The organism is Comamonas guangdongensis (genome assembly GCF_041079535.1).
Classification (GTDB): domain Bacteria; phylum Pseudomonadota; class Gammaproteobacteria; order Burkholderiales; family Burkholderiaceae_C; genus Comamonas; species Comamonas guangdongensis.
This window is the reverse complement of record NZ_JBFYGN010000019.1, coordinates 1-18,314: the sequence shown is the minus strand read 5'-3', so window position 1 is coordinate 18,314 and position 18,314 is coordinate 1. Positions and strand designations below refer to the sequence as shown.

18 protein-coding genes and 1 tRNA gene are annotated in these 18,314 nt (G+C 63.8%); 9 read left to right on the top strand and 10 right to left on the bottom strand.

Annotated elements, in window-relative coordinates; all coding sequences use genetic code 11:
• Window positions 1-311 precede the first annotated feature (311 nt).
• Window positions 312-388 (top strand) — tRNA-Pro (locus tag AB6724_RS15570).
• A gap of 107 nt (window positions 389-495) precedes the next feature.
• Here the strand turns inward: AB6724_RS15570 and AB6724_RS15565 are convergent.
• The 8 genes from AB6724_RS15565 to AB6724_RS15530 form a co-directional block, all read right to left on the bottom strand.
• Window positions 496-1,998, bottom strand: coding sequence for an efflux transporter outer membrane subunit (locus AB6724_RS15565; RefSeq protein WP_369339441.1), 1,503 nt, complete (start codon window positions 1,996-1,998; stop codon window positions 496-498).
• Between the two features lie 14 nt (window positions 1,999-2,012).
• Window positions 2,013-3,116, bottom strand: a complete 1,104-nt coding sequence (locus AB6724_RS15560; protein WP_369339440.1) for an ABC transporter permease — start codon at window positions 3,114-3,116, stop codon at window positions 2,013-2,015.
• 5 nt (window positions 3,117-3,121) lie between these two features.
• Window positions 3,122-4,261, bottom strand: coding sequence for an ABC transporter permease (locus AB6724_RS15555; RefSeq protein ID WP_369339439.1), 1,140 nt, complete (start codon window positions 4,259-4,261; stop codon window positions 3,122-3,124).
• Window positions 4,258-6,030 carry an ATP-binding cassette domain-containing protein gene (locus AB6724_RS15550; protein WP_369339438.1) on the bottom strand — a complete coding sequence of 591 codons (1,773 nt, stop codon included), beginning with the start codon at window positions 6,028-6,030 and terminating at the stop codon, window positions 4,258-4,260. Before AB6724_RS15550 ends, AB6724_RS15555 begins: the two co-directional genes overlap by 4 nt.
• Window positions 6,027-7,028: an HlyD family secretion protein gene (locus AB6724_RS15545; protein ID WP_369339437.1), complete on the bottom strand. Its 1,002-nt coding sequence runs from the start codon at window positions 7,026-7,028 to the stop codon at window positions 6,027-6,029. The genes AB6724_RS15550 and AB6724_RS15545 overlap by 4 nt, the downstream gene beginning before the upstream one ends.
• A 506-nt stretch (window positions 7,029-7,534) precedes the next feature.
• The gene (locus AB6724_RS15540) at window positions 7,535-7,846 is read right to left on the bottom strand and encodes a hypothetical protein (RefSeq protein ID WP_369339436.1); all 312 of its coding nucleotides are present in this window, start codon (window positions 7,844-7,846) and stop codon (window positions 7,535-7,537) included.
• A 74-nt stretch (window positions 7,847-7,920) separates the two neighbouring features.
• Window positions 7,921-8,703, bottom strand: a complete 783-nt coding sequence (locus tag AB6724_RS15535; RefSeq protein WP_369339435.1) for a molybdopterin-dependent oxidoreductase — start codon at window positions 8,701-8,703, stop codon at window positions 7,921-7,923.
• Entirely contained in the window at window positions 8,700-9,350 is a 651-nt protein-coding gene (locus tag AB6724_RS15530) for a cytochrome b/b6 domain-containing protein (protein WP_369339434.1), read from the bottom strand. Before AB6724_RS15530 ends, AB6724_RS15535 begins: the two co-directional genes overlap by 4 nt.
• Before the next feature lie 95 nt (window positions 9,351-9,445).
• Between AB6724_RS15530 and AB6724_RS15525 the strand changes: the two genes are divergently transcribed.
• Window positions 9,446-10,156 (top strand): winged helix-turn-helix domain-containing protein, encoded by a 711-nt coding sequence (locus AB6724_RS15525; protein ID WP_369339433.1) that lies wholly within the window; start codon window positions 9,446-9,448, stop codon window positions 10,154-10,156.
• Window positions 10,156-11,634 carry a sensor histidine kinase gene (locus tag AB6724_RS15520; protein ID WP_369339432.1) on the top strand — a complete coding sequence of 493 codons (1,479 nt, stop codon included), beginning with the start codon at window positions 10,156-10,158 and terminating at the stop codon, window positions 11,632-11,634. Before AB6724_RS15525 ends, AB6724_RS15520 begins: the two co-directional genes overlap by 1 nt.
• A 174-nt stretch (window positions 11,635-11,808) precedes the next feature.
• On the opposite strand, the gene AB6724_RS15515 is transcribed toward AB6724_RS15520, so the two are convergent.
• The gene (locus AB6724_RS15515) at window positions 11,809-12,690 is read right to left on the bottom strand and encodes a LysR family transcriptional regulator (protein ID WP_369339431.1); all 882 of its coding nucleotides are present in this window, start codon (window positions 12,688-12,690) and stop codon (window positions 11,809-11,811) included.
• A gap of 94 nt (window positions 12,691-12,784) precedes the next feature.
• Between AB6724_RS15515 and AB6724_RS15510 the strand changes: the two genes are divergently transcribed.
• The 3 genes from AB6724_RS15510 (at window position 12,785) to AB6724_RS15500 (ending at window position 14,553) form a co-directional block, all read left to right on the top strand.
• Window positions 12,785-13,798: an NAD-dependent epimerase/dehydratase family protein gene (locus AB6724_RS15510; protein WP_369339430.1), complete on the top strand. Its 1,014-nt coding sequence runs from the start codon at window positions 12,785-12,787 to the stop codon at window positions 13,796-13,798.
• A 73-nt stretch (window positions 13,799-13,871) separates the two neighbouring features.
• Window positions 13,872-14,033 carry a hypothetical protein gene (locus tag AB6724_RS15505; protein ID WP_439329880.1) on the top strand — a complete coding sequence of 54 codons (162 nt, stop codon included), beginning with the start codon at window positions 13,872-13,874 and terminating at the stop codon, window positions 14,031-14,033.
• A gap of 160 nt (window positions 14,034-14,193) precedes the next feature.
• Complete coding sequence (locus AB6724_RS15500; RefSeq protein WP_369339429.1) at window positions 14,194-14,553, top strand: hypothetical protein; 360 nt, start codon at window positions 14,194-14,196, stop codon at window positions 14,551-14,553.
• Here AB6724_RS15500 and AB6724_RS15495 read toward each other — a convergent pair.
• Window positions 14,550-15,506 carry a GlxA family transcriptional regulator gene (locus tag AB6724_RS15495; RefSeq protein ID WP_369339428.1) on the bottom strand — a complete coding sequence of 319 codons (957 nt, stop codon included), beginning with the start codon at window positions 15,504-15,506 and terminating at the stop codon, window positions 14,550-14,552. The genes AB6724_RS15500 and AB6724_RS15495 overlap by 4 nt on opposite strands.
• Before the next feature lie 117 nt (window positions 15,507-15,623).
• Here AB6724_RS15495 and AB6724_RS15490 point away from each other — a divergent pair, with 117 nt between their 5' ends.
• From AB6724_RS15490 to AB6724_RS15480, 3 genes are all read left to right on the top strand, one after another.
• Window positions 15,624-16,424, top strand: coding sequence for an SDR family NAD(P)-dependent oxidoreductase (locus AB6724_RS15490; RefSeq protein WP_369339427.1), 801 nt, complete (start codon window positions 15,624-15,626; stop codon window positions 16,422-16,424).
• A gap of 21 nt (window positions 16,425-16,445) precedes the next feature.
• The gene (locus tag AB6724_RS15485; protein ID WP_369339426.1) at window positions 16,446-17,579 is read left to right on the top strand and encodes a thiolase family protein; all 1,134 of its coding nucleotides are present in this window, start codon (window positions 16,446-16,448) and stop codon (window positions 17,577-17,579) included.
• A gap of 547 nt (window positions 17,580-18,126) precedes the next feature.
• A partial coding sequence (locus AB6724_RS15480; RefSeq protein ID WP_369339425.1) for a hypothetical protein occupies window positions 18,127-18,314 on the top strand: 188 nt, incomplete at its 3' end.

Sequence of the window (18,314 nt, the reverse complement as noted above, 5' to 3'; positions counted from 1 at the left end):
CCTGCTGCGACAAGGGCTTGCGCCGCGGCAAGCCCCGGCAAGAGAGTTGCATGGGAATAACAGTTATTCGCATGGCGATCCCCGGGTGGGGGCCCAATTTCAGCGCTTACATATCACTGTGCTGAATGGATGGGGCGCCGATACCGGGCCGCACTCCCCATGCTGTACAGCCATGCTTTCCATGGGTAGAGGGCTTGCGGCAGCAAGGCGCAATCGCGGCCTGCGTCGGACGCTTCTGACACTTTTTTGAAAAAAGTTCGCGTTTTCCCCGGGGAGGTTATTTTTTGTCCCTATAATTCATCCCATCGACACGGAATGTAGCGCAGCCTGGTAGCGCACTTGCATGGGGTGCAAGGGGTCGCGAGTTCGAATCCCGCCATTCCGACCAAAATAGATAAGGGTTCCTAGCTTTGGCTAGGAGCCCTTTTTCTTTTCCGGCAAATGTTTCGCGGATCGGGGCTGCGGCTCAGCGGCCATGCAGTGGCCGAAATGCCTCTAGCGCACATTGCCGATGGCTTTGTTTATCGCCACATATTGCGCGCTCAAGCGTCCTTCGCTGGCCACAAGATCGCGGCGAGCCTGGAGCAGGCTGCGTTGGCCATCCAGCACGGCGATGAAGTCTGTGGCGCCTGCTGTGTAGCGCGCGCGGGACAGTGCATAGACATCGGCGGCACGCTGGACCCGATCCTTGAGGTGCTCCGAGCGTTGCAGCTCGGCTGCATAGGCGGTGAGCGCATCGTCGATTTCCTGCCATGCCCCGAGCACCGTCCGCTGATAGTTCACGGCGGCCTCCTGTTGCTCCAGTTCGCGCAGAACGATGACGGTTTTGCGTCGGCCGCGATCGAACAGCGGCAGGCTCAGGCTGGGGCCGACCGACCAGGTTCGGCTGCGCCAGTCACCGAACTCCTGGCCCAGATAGGATTCGTAGCCGAAATGCGCGCCGAGCCGGATGCTGGGATGGAGCTCGGCTCTGGCCACGCCGATGTTGGCCGTCGCGCGGTGCAGGCGTGCCTCGGCAACCAGGATGTCGGGCCTGCGCCTGGCGACTTCCGAGGGCAGGCCCAGGGCGAAGTCCGGCAGGGCCGCAGGGCCGGCTTCGATCGGGGCTGAAAGCTCGCGGCGCAGGCTGGCCGGTGGCTCGCCCAGAAGCAGCGCAATCTGGTTGATGCCCATGCCTTCCTGTGCGAGCAGGCCGGGCAGCTGGGCGTCGAGCGCTGCCAGCTCGGCCTGCTGCCTATCCAGATCGCCATGTTCGACCACGCCGGCTTTCACGCGTTCTCGCACAATCTCGGTGCGCTCGCGCAGAGCGGCTGCGTCTTCCCGCGCCAGGCCTAGCTGGCGCTGCGTGGTCCGCAGCTCAAAATAGTTGCGCGCCATATCGCTGGCCAACGCGAGACGGGCGAGGTCCAGCAGCGCTGCTTGAGCGTCTACGTCCGCGTCGGCGGCCTCGATGGAGCGGCTCACGCGGCCCCAGAGGTCAGGCTCCCAGGAGGCATCAAATCCCGCCTGATAGAGCGTGAACGGCCGGCTCAAAGCCTGGGCCAGAGCAGCGCGGTTGCCGCCTATGAGGTCGAGCATGCGCGTCGCTGCCCCGTATTCGCTCTGGCGCTGGCGGTCGATGCCGGCGCCGGCATCGATTTCCGGTCCGCGCTGGGCAGAGACCACGCTGCGCTGCACGCGGGCCTGGGCAAAGCGAAGCGCGGCGCTCTGCAGATCGGGGCTGGCGTCGAGGGCGCGCTGCTCCAGGCGATTCAGGACCGGGTCATTGAACGCCTGCCACCACTGCGCGGACAGCGCCCGCGTTGCGTCAACAGGCATGAGCAGCGACTCGTCGGCAGCATGCCAGCCGGACCAGGTGTCCGGGCCGGAAGCAGCGGGCCTGGTGAAATCGGGGCCCAGCGCCGAGCAAGCCGCCAAAATCAGCGCCAAAGCCAGCGCCAGAGCGCCGGTCACGAGGCCGAAGCGCGGCGCAGGAGTGGGGCCATGCAGTTCGAACATGAGGCGGCTCACAATCAGTACATGCGGTTGCGGAACAGCCAGGCGGCCAGCGGCAGCGTGACCACGGCCAAGGCCAGCAGGGGGATGAATTCGAGGCCCACCTCCTGCAGCCCCGCGCCCTCGAGATAGACGCTGCGCACGATGCTCATGCCAAAACGCAGCGGATTGGCATAGGTGGCAATCTGGAGCGGCTCCGGCATATTGCGCACCGGGGTCAGCAGGCCGGAGAGCAGCATCAGAGGCATGATGACTAGGAAGGTGTAGAGCATTGCCTGCTGCATGCTCGTCGACAGCGCCGAGATCGAAAGCCCCACGCCGACCACCGCGATGTTGAAGCTCAGCAGGCCCAGATACAGCAGGCCCACCGAACCGTTCATGGGTATCTGGAACCAGAAGCGGATGATCAGGAAAATGATGCTGGACTGAAGCAGGCCCACCAGAATCGCCGGCAGCGCCTTGCCGATCAGAATGAGCATGGGCGTGAGCGGCGTGACCAGCAGTTGGTCAAAAGTGCCTTGCTCGCGCTCGCGCGCGACCGAGAGGGCTGATATCAGCAGGGTCTGGACCATGCTCAGGGCCGCGATCAGGCCGGGCATCAGCAGCCAGCGGGATTCCAGGTTCGGGTTGTACCAGGCGCGCCGCTCAATGGCGACGCCCTGGCCGCCGCCGGCTAGCGAAGCGTTGTAGCTGGCCACGATCGCCCCGACATAGGCGGAGGCGGCGGATGCGGTGGAGGAATTGCGTCCATCAAGAATCACCTGCAGCGGCGCACGCCGGCCCGCAGCGAGCTGGTCCTGAAAATCGGCGGGAATGCTGATCACCATCAGCACTTTCCCGGCGTTGATCTGTGCCGCGATCTGCCGTGAAGACGTCAATGTCGCTGCGCGCTCGAACACTCCGCTGCCGTCCAGCCGTGCCAGCAGTTCCGTCGATGCGGCGCTGCGGCTCTGGTCGTGTACCGCATAGGGCACATGCTTGAGGTCATAGGTGGCGCCGTAGCCGAACAGCAGAGCCTGCATCAGCGCCGGTGCGAACAGGATGATGCGGCTAGAGGGCTCCTTGATGAGAGCCAGCAGCTCCTTGAGGATCAATGCGCCGAGCTGTGCAAGCGTCGCCATGGCCGTCAATCCAGTGTCTTGCGCAGGGTGCGCCGGGTCGCCAGGGTCAGCAGCACCGCATACCCGGTCAGGATGAGGGTGCTGCGCGAGATGCTCGGCCAGTCGTTGCCGGCGAGGAAAAGCGTCTTGATCAAACCCATGAAGTGGGTGGCCGGCAGCACATGGCTCACCGCCTGGACCGCCAGCGGGACATTGCGCAGATCGAAGACAAAGCCCGAGAGCATCATCGCGGGCATGAAGCTGGTGACCAGAGCGACCTGGCTGGCGAGAAACTGGTTGCGCGTGAGCCCGGATATCAGCAATCCCAGCAGCAGGGAGACGCTCAGATACAGCATGGAGATGCAGACGATGACCCACAGCGAGCCGCGCATGGGCACATCGAACAGAAATCTGGCCGCCAGCAGGCACAGCAGCAAATCGATGGCCCCGATGGCCAGATAGGGCGCCAGTTTGGCCAGCACCAGCTCCGTCGGGTGTACCGGCGTCACGAACAGGGATTCAAGCGTGCCGCGTTCCCATTCGCGGGCGATGAGCAGCGAGGTGAGAAAGGCCCCGATCAGCGTCAGCACCAGCACGATCAGGCCCGGCACCAGATACCAGGTGCTGTTGCCGGCCTCGTTGAACCAGATGCGCTGCACCACTTCGACATTGCCCGTTCCGGGCTGCGTGCTGTCACGGTCGCTGCCGCTGCGATCGGCCTGTTTCTGCATCCGGGCGGCAAGAGCGCCGCCGACATAGGCTTCGACCGCTTGTGCGATCGTGGTGTTGGCGCCGTTGAGCACCAGCTGCACGCGGGCATCGCCCCCGGCAAGGCGCCGCGAGAAATCCACCGGAATGCGCACGATGCCGTCCACATCGCCGGCGCGCATCCGAGCCTGGGCGTCGACCATGCTCGTCGACCAGACGGGGGAGAGATAGGACGAGCCCTGCAGGCCGTCGGCGATCTCGCGCGCAATCGGGGAGCTGTCTTCCATGACCACCGCCACCGGCGCGTTCCTGACATCGAACGACAGCCCATAGCCAAACAGCAGGATCAGCGCGGCGGGAAGCAGCAGGCCCACGGTCAGGGTGCTTCTGTCGCGCAGCATCTGCCGCATCTCCTTGCGCAGCAGTGCGCTGAAGCGCCTGAGAAAGCCGGTGTTCATGTCCGGCCTCCGGCCTCGTGGTGCGGGAGCTGGCCGCGGCCCTGCTCGATGATGGCGATGAAGGCCTGGTTCATGTCGGTGGCACTGTTCCCGCCCGCCTGTTCGCGTACCTGCTGCGGTGTGCCTAGGGCGAGCATCTTGCCGGCATCCTGGATCGCGATGCGATCGCAGTATTCGGCTTCTTCCATGAAGTGGGTGGTGATGATGATGCTCACCCCGGTTTGCGCCAGTGCCGTGATGGTGCGCCAGAAGGCCCGACGCGCCAAGGGGTCGATGCCGCTGGTCGGCTCGTCGAGGAACAGGATTTCCGGTTCGTGCAGCAGGCCCGCGGCCATCGCCAGGCGCTGCTTGTGGCCGACGGAAAGCATGCCGCTGACCGTCTGGGGGTCGAGTCCGAACTGCTCCAGCATTGCGCCGAGTCGCTTCTGTCTGGCCTGGCCGCGGAGCCCGTAGGCACCGCCGAAAAACTCCAGGTTCTCGCGCACCGTCAGATTGCCGTAGAGCGAAAATTTTTGTGCCACATAGCCTATGCGCCCGCGTGCCTGCGCGCGGGCGGTGCGCAGGTTCAGGCCCGCAACCTCCAGGTGGCCGCTGGTAGCCGGCAGCAGGCCGCAAAGCATGCGGAACGTGGTGGTCTTGCCCGCGCCATTGGGGCCGAGCAGGCCGAATATCTCGCCACGATTGACCTCGAACGAGGTGCTCGCCACCGCGGTGAAATCGCCGAATTTGCGCACCAGATCGCGCACCACGATCAACGGCCCATGGTCCTGGCTGCGGGCGATGGACTTCTCGGGCGGCTGCGACCGGGCCGTGCCGGAGTCGGGCTCCTGCTGATTGCGCCGCAGCAGCATCATGAAAGCATCCTCGAGCTCGGCGGGGCGCGTCTGAAGCTCGGCGCTTCCGAGTATCTGGGCCAGATCCCGCTCGTCGGCCTCAGGCCGGCGCACAAAATGCACGGCACTTCCTCGGGGCACGGCATCCAGGATCAGCTCCGTGGCGTCGAGCAGGCGCGCCTGCAGACCGCGGGCCGGCAGCGGTGCGGGCGGAATTGCCGTATAGCTGAGGCCCCGCGCGCGTTCCGTCAGCGAGGCCGGCGAGCCTTCGGCCAGCAAACGGCCTGCGTGCAGCACATAGACCTGCTGGCAGCGCTGCGCCTCATCCATATAGGCGGTGCTGACGATCACGCTGAGCTTCTCCGATTCGACCAGTTGCTGCACGATCTTCCACAGATCGCGCCGCGACAGCGGATCGACGCCCACGCTGGGTTCGTCGAGCAGGAGCAGGTCCGGGGATCGCACCAGCGTGCAGGCCAGGCCCAGCTTCTGCTTCATGCCGCCCGACAGCTTGCCCGCCGGCCGCTCGGTAAAGCGCGCCATGTCGACCATCTCCAGCATGCGCGCAAAGCGCTCGCGCCGCAGCTCCTGAGGTACGCCGTGCAGATCGGCGTACAAATCGAGGTTCTCCTGCACGCTCAGATCCTCATACAGGCCGAAACGCTGGGGCATATAGCTGATGCGATCCTGTACCGCCTGGGGGGCCCGGGTGACATCGATGCCCAGCACCTGCAAGCTGCCCGCGTCCGGCCTGAGCAGTCCGGCCATCATGCGCAGCAGCGTGGTCTTGCCCGCGCCATCGGGTCCGACCAGCGCCGTCAGCTCGCCAGGGCGCACGCGCAGAGAGACCTCGTCGATCGCATGCAGAGCGCCGCCTCCCGGCGCCTCAAAGGTCTTGCGCAGGCCGGAAGCAATGATGGTGGCGGCGTCGCTCATCGTGCTGCGTCCGCTGCCAGATGTACGGTGGCGGGCTGGCCGAGGCGCAGCATGTCCCGAGGATCCTCGATCTGCACGCGCACCTCATAGACCAGGCTGGTGCGCAGTTCCTCGGTCTGCACCGATTTCGGCGTGAACTCGGCCACCGACGAGATATAGCCGACCCTGCCTGTCAGCGCCTGATCGGGATGGCTGTCGGTCACCACGCGTGCTTCCATGCCAGGGCTGAGCCTGCCGAGCCTGGTTTCATCGACATAGATGCGCACCCATTTGGGCTGGAGCAAGGCCAGCGCAAACACGGGCCGCTGTGGCGTGGCCATATCTCCGGGCTCCAGCAGGCGGGAGCGGATGACGGCATCGACAGGAGACTTGAGCTCACCCAGGTCGATCTGATGCCGTAGCAGGGCCAGTTGCGCCTGCGAGGCCTTGAGCTGGGCTTCGGCCATGGCAATTTCTTCCTTGCGCGGGCCTTCCTGGATTAGGCGCAGCGCTTGCTGTAGCTCGGTGACCTGGGCCTGGGCCACCTGCACGCTGCTCCTGGCTCTGTCCAGGTCCTGCGCGCTTACGCCACGTCCCTGGGTGTTGGCCGCAATGCTTTGCAAGCGCGCCAGGTCTTTTTCGGCGCGTGCGGCATCCGCCTGTCTGGCCAGCAGCCTGCTGCTGGCCTGCGCAATTTCCTGCGGGCGCGCGCCATTGCGCAGGCGCAGGAGCGACTGCCGCTGCACCTCAATCTGCGCTCGGGCCTGGTCGGCCTGCAAGGCCGTGGTCTGTGTGTCCAGCATGCCCAGGGTGGCTCCCGTTTTCACGCGCTCGCCTTCCTGGACATTCAGTTGCTTGACCCGGCCGCTGCCATCGAAAGCCAATGAGATCTGCCGAATATCCACATTGCCGTGAAACACCAGTCCCTGGTCCTTGCCGCGCTGGCTGTAATGCCAGCCTCCCCAGACAACAAGTGCCATGCCCGCGAGAGCGGCAAGGAAGATGAACGGCTTCTTCATGGTCGATATTTGTGGTTTCCAGAATGTGCCTGCAACAACGCTGAATTCAATTTAATTCCGATGTTCAGGTCAAGCAAAACCAGGACAGCCGTACTTTCACGGGAAAACCAAGGAGCCAATAAAAGCCTCCTGCTTCCTTGGCAGGGTTGGCGCACCGCCCGCGCCTGGTCAACTGAAGCGGCGGGCGGACATTACCGGCCAGGCTTTTGGGCCAAATCAAGGGCCTGCCTGAGGGGGGCGCTCTTGTGCACCGTCGGATCGGATTCATGGAGCCTCCGTCGTGGAACCGCCGGATTTCCCGTGTGGCGCGGCGGCGCTGAACGAGGGCCAGGAAAAAGCGCTCCAGGGGAGCGCTTTCTTAGAGCAAGATCCGGTCTCCGACCGGGGCTCGCGCGAATCGGCAAGCGAAATTACCGTCTAGGCTGCCGTTCTGCCGACCCTGCGGTTCCCGGCCGTGCATGGCCGGGTCGTCTGAGGACTGCATCTTGGCTGCCAAGTCCGGCTTGTCAGTACATTCCGTCCTTGGGCATGGAGTCCTTCGACATGCTGTCTTTACCCATGGAGTCCTTGGACATGCCATTTTTGCCCATGTGATCCATGGAGGACTTGCCGCTCTTTTGGGGCGCGGCTTCCTTGCCCATCCCCTTGTGCATGCCCATGGCGTTCTTGTGCTTGGCATCCTTGTCCGTGGTGGACTTCTCCATGCCCATGGAGTCTTTGCCCATGGAGTCCTGAGCCATGGCTTCGGCGGCGAGGGCCGAGCTCGTAGCTAAGGCGAGGCACATGGAGAGCGCGGTGGTGATGAATGAGGTTTTCATATTGCTGCTTCCTTGGTTGAAGTGGGAAAAAGGCGGCATATGCCGCGACGAGAATCAAGCGCTCCATGGTTTCCTCAGCTGCCGCCGAACCAGTTGTAGCCCTGGTCTTCCCAGTAGCCGCGGTTGAAAGTGTTGCTGACAAAGATGGCTCGGATGTGCTTGGGGTTTTTGTAGCCCAGCTTGGTGGGCATGCGCAGCTTCATGGGAAAGCCGTACTTGGGGGGCAGAGGCTGCCCGTCCCAGTCGAGCGCAAGCAAGGTCTGCGGGTGCAGGGCTGTTGCCATGTCGATGCTGGTGTAGTAGTCATCGGCACACTGAAAGCCCACATAACGTGCGCTGAGGTCGGCGCCAATGGCGCGCAGAAAATCCCCGAAGCGCGGGCCGCCCCATTTGCCTATGGCACTCCAGCCTTCCACGCAGATATGGCGCGTGACCTGGGTGTACTGAGGCAGCTTGCGCAGCTCGTGCAGTGTCCAGCGGTGCTTGTCGGCCACGAGTCCGGTGACTTCCAGAAGAAAGCGGGCTCCATCGACCCGGGGAGCCTCGGTTTCTTCGTAGAAGGCATTGAACGGAAAGGGCCGGGTGATCATCGACTCGGGGTAGGTTGGCGCCAGGCGCGATGGGTCGAACAGCCAGCCCTGCACTCTGTCGTTGAAGCGCGAGATGCGTGCCAGCGCCGCTTCCGCGGTGGCGTTGTCGTCGATGCTGCAACCGCTCAACAGGCCCAGTCCGCCCAGCGTGAGGCCGCGTTGCAGAAACTGCCGGCGCGAGGCCTGCGGTAGACGCTTGAGCAGCAATCTGCGTGCTTCGGCAGCCACGGCTTCGGCGTTGTCCTGATGCCAGATCGAGGTGTTCATGTGTTCTCCTCGGCCGTCCGGCGCAGCGTGGACCGGCCCAGCAGCATCACCAGCAGCGATCGCGGCACCAGCATGACCATGAGGATGTGCACGCTCACGAAACAGATGATCGCGACCATGCAGAAGAAATGGATGCGCCTGGCCATCTCATAGCCGCCCAGGAGTTCGCGCAGCAGCGGAAATTGCACCGACTTCCAGATGACAAGCCCGCTGAGCACCTGCAGCACGAGGTCCGCAATCACAAACAGATAGGCCGCACGCTGCACCTGGTTGTAGTGGCCCAGGTCTGCATGCGACAGCCGCGCCGTCAGCGCGAGCCAGGCATCATGAAGCACGCCACGCACGCTCACGGGCAGCATGCGGTGCGCAAGTCTGCCGGTCGCCAGGTTGAGAAGCAGGTAGGCGAGCCCGTTGAGCACGAACAGCCACATGCCGGCGAAATGCCATTGCAGCGCACCGGCAAGCCAGCCGCCCAGGGTGAGGCCGGACGGAAAGGCGAAGTCAAAAATCGGCGAGGCGTTGTAGATGCGCCAGCCGCTCATTACCATGACCAATACCGCCAAGGCGTTGAGCCAGTGGGTAACGCGCAGCCACAGCGGCTGCAGCGGCTTGCCAGGTTTTTTCGGTGAGGGTTTGGGTGACGGCATGAGCGCATTGTTCGGCGCGCCTGGTCTCGAAGTCCTCACCGAAAGTTCAAAAAAACGTGATACCTCGACGCTCTGTGCTGCGCGAGAATGCACGAATGGACGCTCCCAAACGCATTCTGATCGTCGAGGACGATGGCAACATCGCCGAGCTCTTGCGCATGCATTTGAGCGACGAAGGCTACGAAGTCGAACATGTGGCCGACGGGAACCAGGGCCTTGCCGCCGTGGAGCGCGGAGGCTGGCATGCGCTGGTGCTCGATCTGATGCTGCCCGGGGTGGATGGCCTTGAAATCTGCCGGCGCGCCCGTGCCATGGCTTACTACGTTCCCATCATCATCACCAGCGCCCGCTCGAGCGAGGTGCACCGTATCCTGGGGCTGGAGCTGGGTGCGGATGACTATCTGGCCAAACCGTTCTCCGTCCTGGAGCTGATCGCGCGCGTGCGGGCCCTGCTGCGCCGCAGCGAAGCCCTGGCCCGCAACGCCAAGCTCGAGGCCGGCGTGCTCACCATAGGCGGACTCAGCATCGATCCGATTGCGCGCGAAGCCCAGGTAGACGGGCAGGCCGTCGAGCTTACGCCGCGCGAGTTCGACCTGCTGTACTTCTTTGCGCGCCAGCCGGGCAAGGTGTTCTCGCGGCTGGATTTGCTCAATCAGGTCTGGGGCTATCAGCACGATGGCTATGAGCACACGGTGAATACGCACATCAACCGGCTGCGGGTCAAGATCGAGAGAAATCCGGCCGATCCCAAGCGCATCCTCACGGTCTGGGGGCGCGGCTACAAGCTTGCAGAGGATGCCCTGTGATGATGCAGCGCCTGTCACTTTCCCAGCGCCTGTCCGCCGTGTTTGTCGTGTTGCTGCTGGCCTGCTGCGCCGCTTCGGTGGCTCTGCAGATGCGTGACAGCGAGAGGCACGAGCAGGAGGTCATCCAGAGGCTCTCGCAAGATCTGGCGCCGCAGATTGCCCGCTATCCTGAGCTGATGGAGCCGCAGGGATTCAATCCTCCGGCTGTGCACGGGCTGTTCGACAAGCTCATGGCGGTGAATCCCAGCGTGGAGGTATACCTTCTCGACATGAGCGGGCATATCAAGTCGTATTCGGCCCCCGAGGGGGCGGTCAAGCGCTTGCAGGTGAATCTGGCGCCGGTGCTGCAGCTGCTGAATGGCGGCGTGATGCCCATCTTTGGGGACGACCCGCGCAGCCTTGATGGTCGCAAGGTCTTCAGCGCAGCCCCGTTAAAAGTTGCGGGCCGAGAGGTGGGCTATGTCTATGTGATTCTTCAAGGCGAGAGCCGAGAATCGCTGGCCGCCCACGTGAGTCTGGGCAGCGCGGCAAATGCCATGCTGTGGTCCATGGCGCTGGTCGCCTTGCTCGGCCTGGTCGCGGGGCTCACGGCATTTCGTCTCATAACCCGCCCGCTGCGCATACTCACCGATGCTGTGCGCGGGCTCGAAACGCATGGCATGTCCTGGCTGCCGCAGGCCAGGCCGCTGCTCAAGCAGGCCACGCGTGGCGGAGGAGAGATTGCATTGCTGAGCCAGAGTTTCGAGCGACTGGTGCTGCGCACCGAGGAGCAATGGGAGGCGCTGCGCAGCCAGGATCAGCAGCGGCGGGAGCTTTTTGCCAACCTCTCGCATGATTTGCGCACGCCGCTGACCTCATTGCATGGCTATCTGGAGACCTTGCGCCTGAAGTCCGAGGTGCTGGAGCCGCAGGAGCAGCGCCGCTACCTCGATATCGCACTGGAACAGAGCCGCAAGGTCGGCCGCCTGGCTCAGGAAATGTTCGAGCTCGCGCGGCTGGAATATGGCGTGGTCAAGCCGGAGATGGAGCAGTTCTTCCTCAGCGACCTGCTGCAGGACGTGTTCCAGAAATTCGAGCTCGCGGTGGAGGCCAAGAATCAGAGCCTAGCCGCGGAGATCGCACCGGGGTTGCCGCCGATCACGGCCGATCTCGCCATGATGGAGCGCGTTCTGGTGAATCTGATAGACAACGCGGTGCGTGCCGCACCCGAGGGTGGAAAAATCACCGTGCAACTGCAGCCGCATGCCCGGGGCGGCATCGAGGTCACGGTGCGCGACACGGGGCCCGGCGTTGCCTCTGCATTGCAGGAGCATCTGTTCGAGCGCCCGGCATTCGCAGGCTTTGCATTTGCACCCGGCGCGCGCTCCGGCGGCTTCGGGCTGATGATCGTCCATCGCATTTTGCAGCTGCACGAAAGCGCGATCTGTCTGCTGCCGCAATCGGATGCCGGGACGGCATTTCGCTTTGTCATTCGCTAAGGCCCTGGCCGTCTGCTTGCTCGATATGGGGTTCAGATCCTTGGAAGGATGTCGAGCCGCTGGCGCGTATCGGTCAGGCGAGCGCCGAAGCCTGCGTGGCCGCAGCCATGCGGCGCAGCGCGCATAGGGTGGATTGCGTTTTCCAACCGGTGCCGACCGCTCCGGCGTCCGGATCTAGCCACCCAGGGCCTTGACCAGGGCGTCGAAAGTGGCTCTGCAGGCGGCGTTGCCGCGCAAATCCTCATGCATGGTGATCCAGGTTTGCAGCTGGAGCTCGAACTGCTGGGGCAATACCCGAATCAACGAGGGCTCGCGCTGGGCCAGCGCCACCTGGCAGGCCCCTATGCCGCAGCCGGCGCGAATCAGTGCCAGCTGACCGAGGTCGCTGTCGCTGCGAAGCGCAAAGGCTTCGCGTGTCCAACTGGGCCATGCCGACCTGGCTGCCCGTATGAAAGGCGTTTCTTGGTCGAAGCCTATGAGTGCGTGCCGGCCGAGTTCGGCCATGGTTTGCGGCATGCCATGTTGGACGAGATAGCTGTGGTGCGCATGCAGGCCGACGGCCAGACTGCGAACGCGCCGTGCAATCAGGAGATCCTGCTGGGGCTGGGTCATGCGCACGGCGATATCCGCTTCCCGCCGTAACAGGTCCTGGACGCGGTTGGTCAGGACCAGCTCGACTCGCAGCCGGGGATGAGCTTGCCGCAGCGCGGCAATGATGGGCGGCAGCAGCTCCACGCCAACCACTTCGCTGGCCGAGACCCGGACCGTGCCCTGCACGCCTTCGCCGCTGCAGCCCTCGGCGGCTCTTTGCAGCGCCGCTGCGGCACTGCTCATGGTCTCTGCATGGCCGCGCAGGCTCAATGCGGCCTCGGTCGGCATCAGCCCGGTTTGCATGCGGGTGAACAGGGCGACGCCCAGGGCCTTCTCCAGTGCCGCGATATGTCGGCCCACCGTGGGCTGGGCGATGCCCAGCGCACGCGCCGCACCGGAGAGGGAGCCTTCCGCGAGCACCGAAAGAAAGGAGCGATAAAGATCCCAGCCTAGCTTGTTGTCCATGCATAAATGTATAGCTGCTGCTATATCTTCAGCAATTCCTTTTGCGTGAGCTCTTGCCCAAAATTCCTCCATCGCAATTCGACGGGGAAGAAACATGGCAGGCACAAGCGCGGCTCTGGTGCTGGGGGCGACAGGTGGAATCGGAGGGGAAATGGCGCGCCAGCTGCGTGATGCCGGCTGGGAGGTGCGTGCGTTGAAGCGCGGGCTGATGGAGGCCGAAGTTCGCAGGGATGGCATGACCTGGCTGCGCGGCGATGCCATGAACCGGGACGAGGTAATGCGTGCGGCCCGTGGCTGCTCCGTCATCGTGCATGCGGTGAATCCGCCCGGATATCGGCGATGGCCGCAGCTGGTGCTGCCCATGATAGACAACACGGTGGCCGCCGCCATTGCGGAGCGTGCGACCATCGTGCTGCCGGGCACGGTCTACAACTACGGGCCCGATGCTTTTCCGCTGCTGAGCGAAGATTCGCCCCAACATCCAGTCACCCGCAAGGGTGCGATCCGCGTGGAGCTGGAGCGGCGTCTGCAGTCTGCGACAGACCAGGGCGCACGCGCGATCGTCGTGCGGGCAGGGGATTTTTTCGGCCCGCAGGCCGCGAGCAGCTGGTTTTCGCAAGCTCTTGTGCAACCCGGGAAGCCGGTCGCGGCAATCGGCCTGCCCGGCACCCGGGGCATAGGCCACCAATGGGCTTATCTGCCGGATGTGGCGCGCGCGATGCTCGAGTTGCTTGCTTGCAGCGACAGGCTGGAGGCGTTTAGCACTTTTCACATGGCCGGCCACTGGGATGACGACGGCATGCGGGTGGCCGCAGCGATCGGCCGTGCTGTCGCCCGCCATGGTGGCCCCGAGCCCAGGCTGCGAGCCTTTCCATGGTGGCTGGTGAGCCTGGCATCGCCGTTTGCCGCCACGCTGCGCGAGCTGCTGGAGATGCGCTATCTGTGGCAGACGCCGGTGCGCATGTGCAATGACCGCCTGGTCGAGGTGCTTGGCCGTGAACCGTTGACCCCGTTGGATAACGCCATCGAAGCGACGCTGCAAGGACTGGGGTGCTTGCCCTTCATGGCTATGAAGCAAGCTCCGGGACGGCCGCTGTCCCGCACATGATCCGATTTCGCAGCGGGCGGCCCCGGGCCGCCTGCTGCACTTTCGCGTAGCCAGTCTGCTCGAAAGCGGTGCATTGCTCGAAAAGGAGATGCGCGATTCGCGCGAACCCAACCAGCTGCTCGTGTCCTGGCGCAGCGATCATGAGGGGCGTGCGCTGGACTGGTGGCTGGAGCAATTGAACAGCGAGCGATTGGCGACCCGCTTGGTCCGGGGTATCGATGTCGGCGCGAAATGAACCCGGGGCAGGGCTTGAGAGCTCATTGCGCTCTTGATAGCACCCCGGTTCGAGAACCGATGCATGTGGCGGGTAGGCGGAGTCGAATCAGGGTTTCTGCCGATCGGCCGAAACCAGTTTCTGGACAATAGGCTCCTAGTGCGTTCGAAGGAGCAGAACCATGACTCCCATCCCACACTGGACCTTCAGCATGAGTGTTCAAGATCCACTGTTGGACTCCCAGCACATTGAGCTTCTGGAGATGTGCCGGTCGATTCAATCCGACCTCGAATGGGGTGATACTCAGAATTGGGCCTTCCGACAAAGGCTGGACGAGTTCGCATTCCTGCTGCGGGAGCATGACGACGTGGAGGCCAGTGCTTTGCGGCAGCTCGGTCAGAATTTGTCGCATGGCTTGCAGTTGCAACGGGCCATGGCCCTGAGAGCTGTCGAAACGCTGGTCCACCATCCCCAGGCGGAAGTGTTCGATCCAGTCATGACGCAGCGTGTGCTCTGCGGCTGGATTCGGTACCATTTCTAGCTCAACGCGGACTTGCTTGCCGTCATCTCACGCCGCACGGCTTGAGGCGGCATGCCGAAGCCACGCAGAAAAGCCTCGCGCATATGGCGCCGGTCGCGAAAGCCCGTTTCGCGAGCAACGACCTCCAGAGGATGTCTGCTGCTCTCGATCATCAGTCGCGCCGCTTCAAGCCGCAGGCCCTCCACAGCCTTGGCGGGTGACTGGCCTGTTTCCGCCGTGAACACCCGGCTGAACTGGCGTGGACTCAGATTGGCGGCTTCGGCCAGTTCTTCCACGCTCAGTGATTGCGCAAGATTGCGCCGCGCATGCTCCAGCGCCTGCTGGATGCGGTCGGATTTGGGGGCGAGCTTGAGCATTTCGGAGTGCTGTGACTGCCCGCCGGAGCGGCGTTGGTGCATGACCAACTGGTGCGCCACGGAGCGCGCAACATCGGCACCAAGATCTTTCTCCACCAGAGCCAACGCCAGATCCAACTCCGCCGTCATGCCCGCGGAAGTCCACACCGACCCATCGGCGATGTAGATGCGGTCGGCCTCCACCTGCACGCTGGGGTGGCGCTGCTGCAAAGCCTCGGCCCAATACCAGTGCGTCGTCGCCCGCCGCCCATCGAGCAGGCCCTCCTCGGCCAGCAGGAAAGCGCCCGTGCATAGGCCGGCGATGCGCCGCGCGCGCACGGCGGCCTTGCCCAGCATTTGAAGCAACTCGGGCGCAGCAGGCATGGCCAGCGGAGCGATGGTTCCTGCCACCAGCCAGGTATCGGCGCTGCTGCGCGCGGTGAGCGGCTTCGCCTGTAGTGCAAGGCCTGTCGAGGCTCGGGCCGTACCGCCCAGCGCATAGGTTTCCACGGCATAGAAAGGCTGGTCCGCCACCAGGTTGGCAAGTTCAAACACGGCCTGGGTGGCCAGCGCCATGACCTGGAAGCCTTCGGGGAGCAGGTAGCCGATGCGGTGCATAAGACGTGTCCTTTCTGGTGTCCTTTTTAATGACTATATACGTCATTTACGACATTTTCTGCGCATCGCACCATTCATGCCATGGACAGCATCCATCAATCTTCTAGGAGTTTCACCATGGCACAAACCCATCTGGGCACCGCCCTCGTTACCGGGGCTTCCACCGGCATCGGTGCGCTGTATGCAGAAAAGCTCGCGCAGCGTGGCTATGACCTGATCCTGGTCGCCCGCAGCCGCGAGCGACTGAATGCACTGGCAAGCCGCATCAACACCCGCACCGGCCGTGGGGTAGAAGTGCTGCCGGCCGACCTGAACGACCGCGCAGAGCTGGCACGCGTGGAAGAGCGGTTGCGCGCGGACGCCAGCATCACCCTGCTGGTCAACAACGCCGGCATGGGCACACATACATCATTGCTCAGCAGTGACGTGGAGCAGATGACCCGCATGGTCGAGCTGAATGTCACGGCGCCCATGCGGCTGGCTTATGCGGCGGCTCCAGGCTTCGTGGCTCGCGGACGCGGGGCGATCATCAATATTGCGTCCATCGTCGCTATCTCCCCTGAGACTTTGAATGGCGTCTATGGCGCCAGCAAGGCCTTCGTTCTTGCCTTCAGCCAGTCGCTGCAGCACGAATTGGCCGACAAAGGCGTTCAGGTGCAGGCGGTGCTGCCCGGCGCCACGGCAACGGACTTCTGGGCCACAGGGGGGCTGCCCGTGGAGAACCTGGATGCACGCATCGTGATGAGCGCCGAGGACCTGGTCGATGCCGCGTTGCTGGGCTTTGCGCGTGGCGAGACGGTCACCATCCCCTCGCTGCATGCCGGCGAGAAGTGGGATGCCTATGAGGCCGCGCGCCGCGCCATGGCGGGCCAGCTGTCCAGCAACACCGTCGCCCAGCGCTACGCCGCTGGGCACTGATTACCGCAAGGAGCCCATGCCATGAAAGCCGTCATTGCCGCTTACGCGCGCTCGCCGTTCCATTTCGCCCGCAAGGGCCGCCTGGCCGAGGTGCGGCCCGACACACTGGCCGCCCAGGTTGTGCAGGGCCTGCTACAGCGCACCGATCTGGATCCCGCACTGCTGGAGGATGTGATCCTCGGCTGCGCCTACCCCGAGGCCGCGCAGGGCAACAACCTGGCGCGCATCGCCGGCCTGCTGGCCGGCCTGCCCGAGACCGTGGGCGGGATGACCGTGAACCGCTTCTGCGGCTCGTCAATGCAGGCCGTGCACATCGCCGCTGCGCAGATCGAGGCCGGCATGGGGGAGGCTTTTCTTTGCGTGGGCGTGGAGTCGATGAGCATGGTGCCGCAGGGCGGCTTCAATTTCTCGCCCAACCCCGAGCTGCAGGCAAATACCGACGCCTATATCTCCATGGGCGAGACGGCGGAGAACGTGGCGCAGCGCTGGGGCGTGAGCCGCGCAGACCAGGAGTTGCTGGCGCTGCAATCCCACCAGAAGGCCGCCGCAGCCCGCGAACAGGGCCGGCTGGCCGATGAAATCGTGCCTATCCGTTTGCCGGATGGCGAGACGGTCGAGGCCGATGGCTGCATCCGCCCAGGCACCACGCTGGAGGCGCTGGCGGGGCTCAAGCCCGCCTTCAACGCCGATGGTGTGGTCACGGCGGGAACCTCGTCACCATTGACCGATGGCGCGGCGGCCGTGCTGGTCACTAGCGACGCTTTCGCCGCACGCCACAGCCTCCAGGTGCTGGCGCGGATTCGCAGCTTTGCGACCGTGGGGGTAGATCCGGCCATCATGGGCATCGGCCCGATTCCGGCCGCGCGCAAGGCCCTGGCGCGTGCCGGTCTCACGGTGGCCGATCTGGATGTGGTGGAGATCAACGAAGCTTTTTCGTCGCAGGCACTGGCCTGTATCCGCGACCTGGGTCTGGACATGGCCACGGTGAACATCGACGGCGGGGGGCTGGCCATCGGTCATCCGCTAGGTGCCACGGGTGCGCGCATCACGGGCAAAGCTGCCGCCTTGCTGTTGCGGCAGCGGGGGCGCTACGCCTTGGCCACGCAGTGCATAGGTGGCGGGCAGGGCATTGCCACGGTCCTGGAGCGGGCGTGAGCAAGTATCTGCCAGACTGAAGCAGCGGCAGATCTACAGGGCCTGCTAGGGCCTGCTGCAGGCACCACCGTGCAGCTGTTGTGGAATGCGCTGATTAGCTTGACCGGGCCAGGCCGGATTCACGCATCTTGATCGCTGCAAATCCTATGAAAGCCTGGACGGCTCAAGGCAGTTGCATTGAGCTGTCGTGGCCGGCGGATTGCGCCATTCCATGCGGCCCAAAAGATGCACCGGCCGACAACTATCGGCTGGAAATGTGAGGTCGATACGAAGCTTCGGAACAGACGCTCGTGTGAACAACAGACCTGCAGGTGACTTCTTTCGGGGGCATGAATGAAATAGAGATCTCGGCCAACAGCAGACCTTCACAACACTTCAGTTGAGTCTTCCTGTCTTTGGCTATCGCTTATTTTTCGCACCATCTTGGGGCAAAAATGAATGAGGAGTTGCAGGGGCGCATCGGTCACAAAAAATACCTGATTTCAGTGATTGCTTTGCCAGCTTTGCTTGGTAGTATTGCAAACACATTTTTTGACAATTAAGACCTTTGCATACTTTCTTGCGCGGTCCGCAGATCGATTTCCTTTCGATCTTTTGTCAAACCGTCTGTGCCACCATCCCCCTCGCAAATATGAACGCTCTTGCTCACGACCGGTCTGAGAAAAATTTTCGTGGCCGCGTCCAGCTGACGGCCTTGCTGGGGTCGGCCATCTGGCTCACCGGCTGCGCCAACCT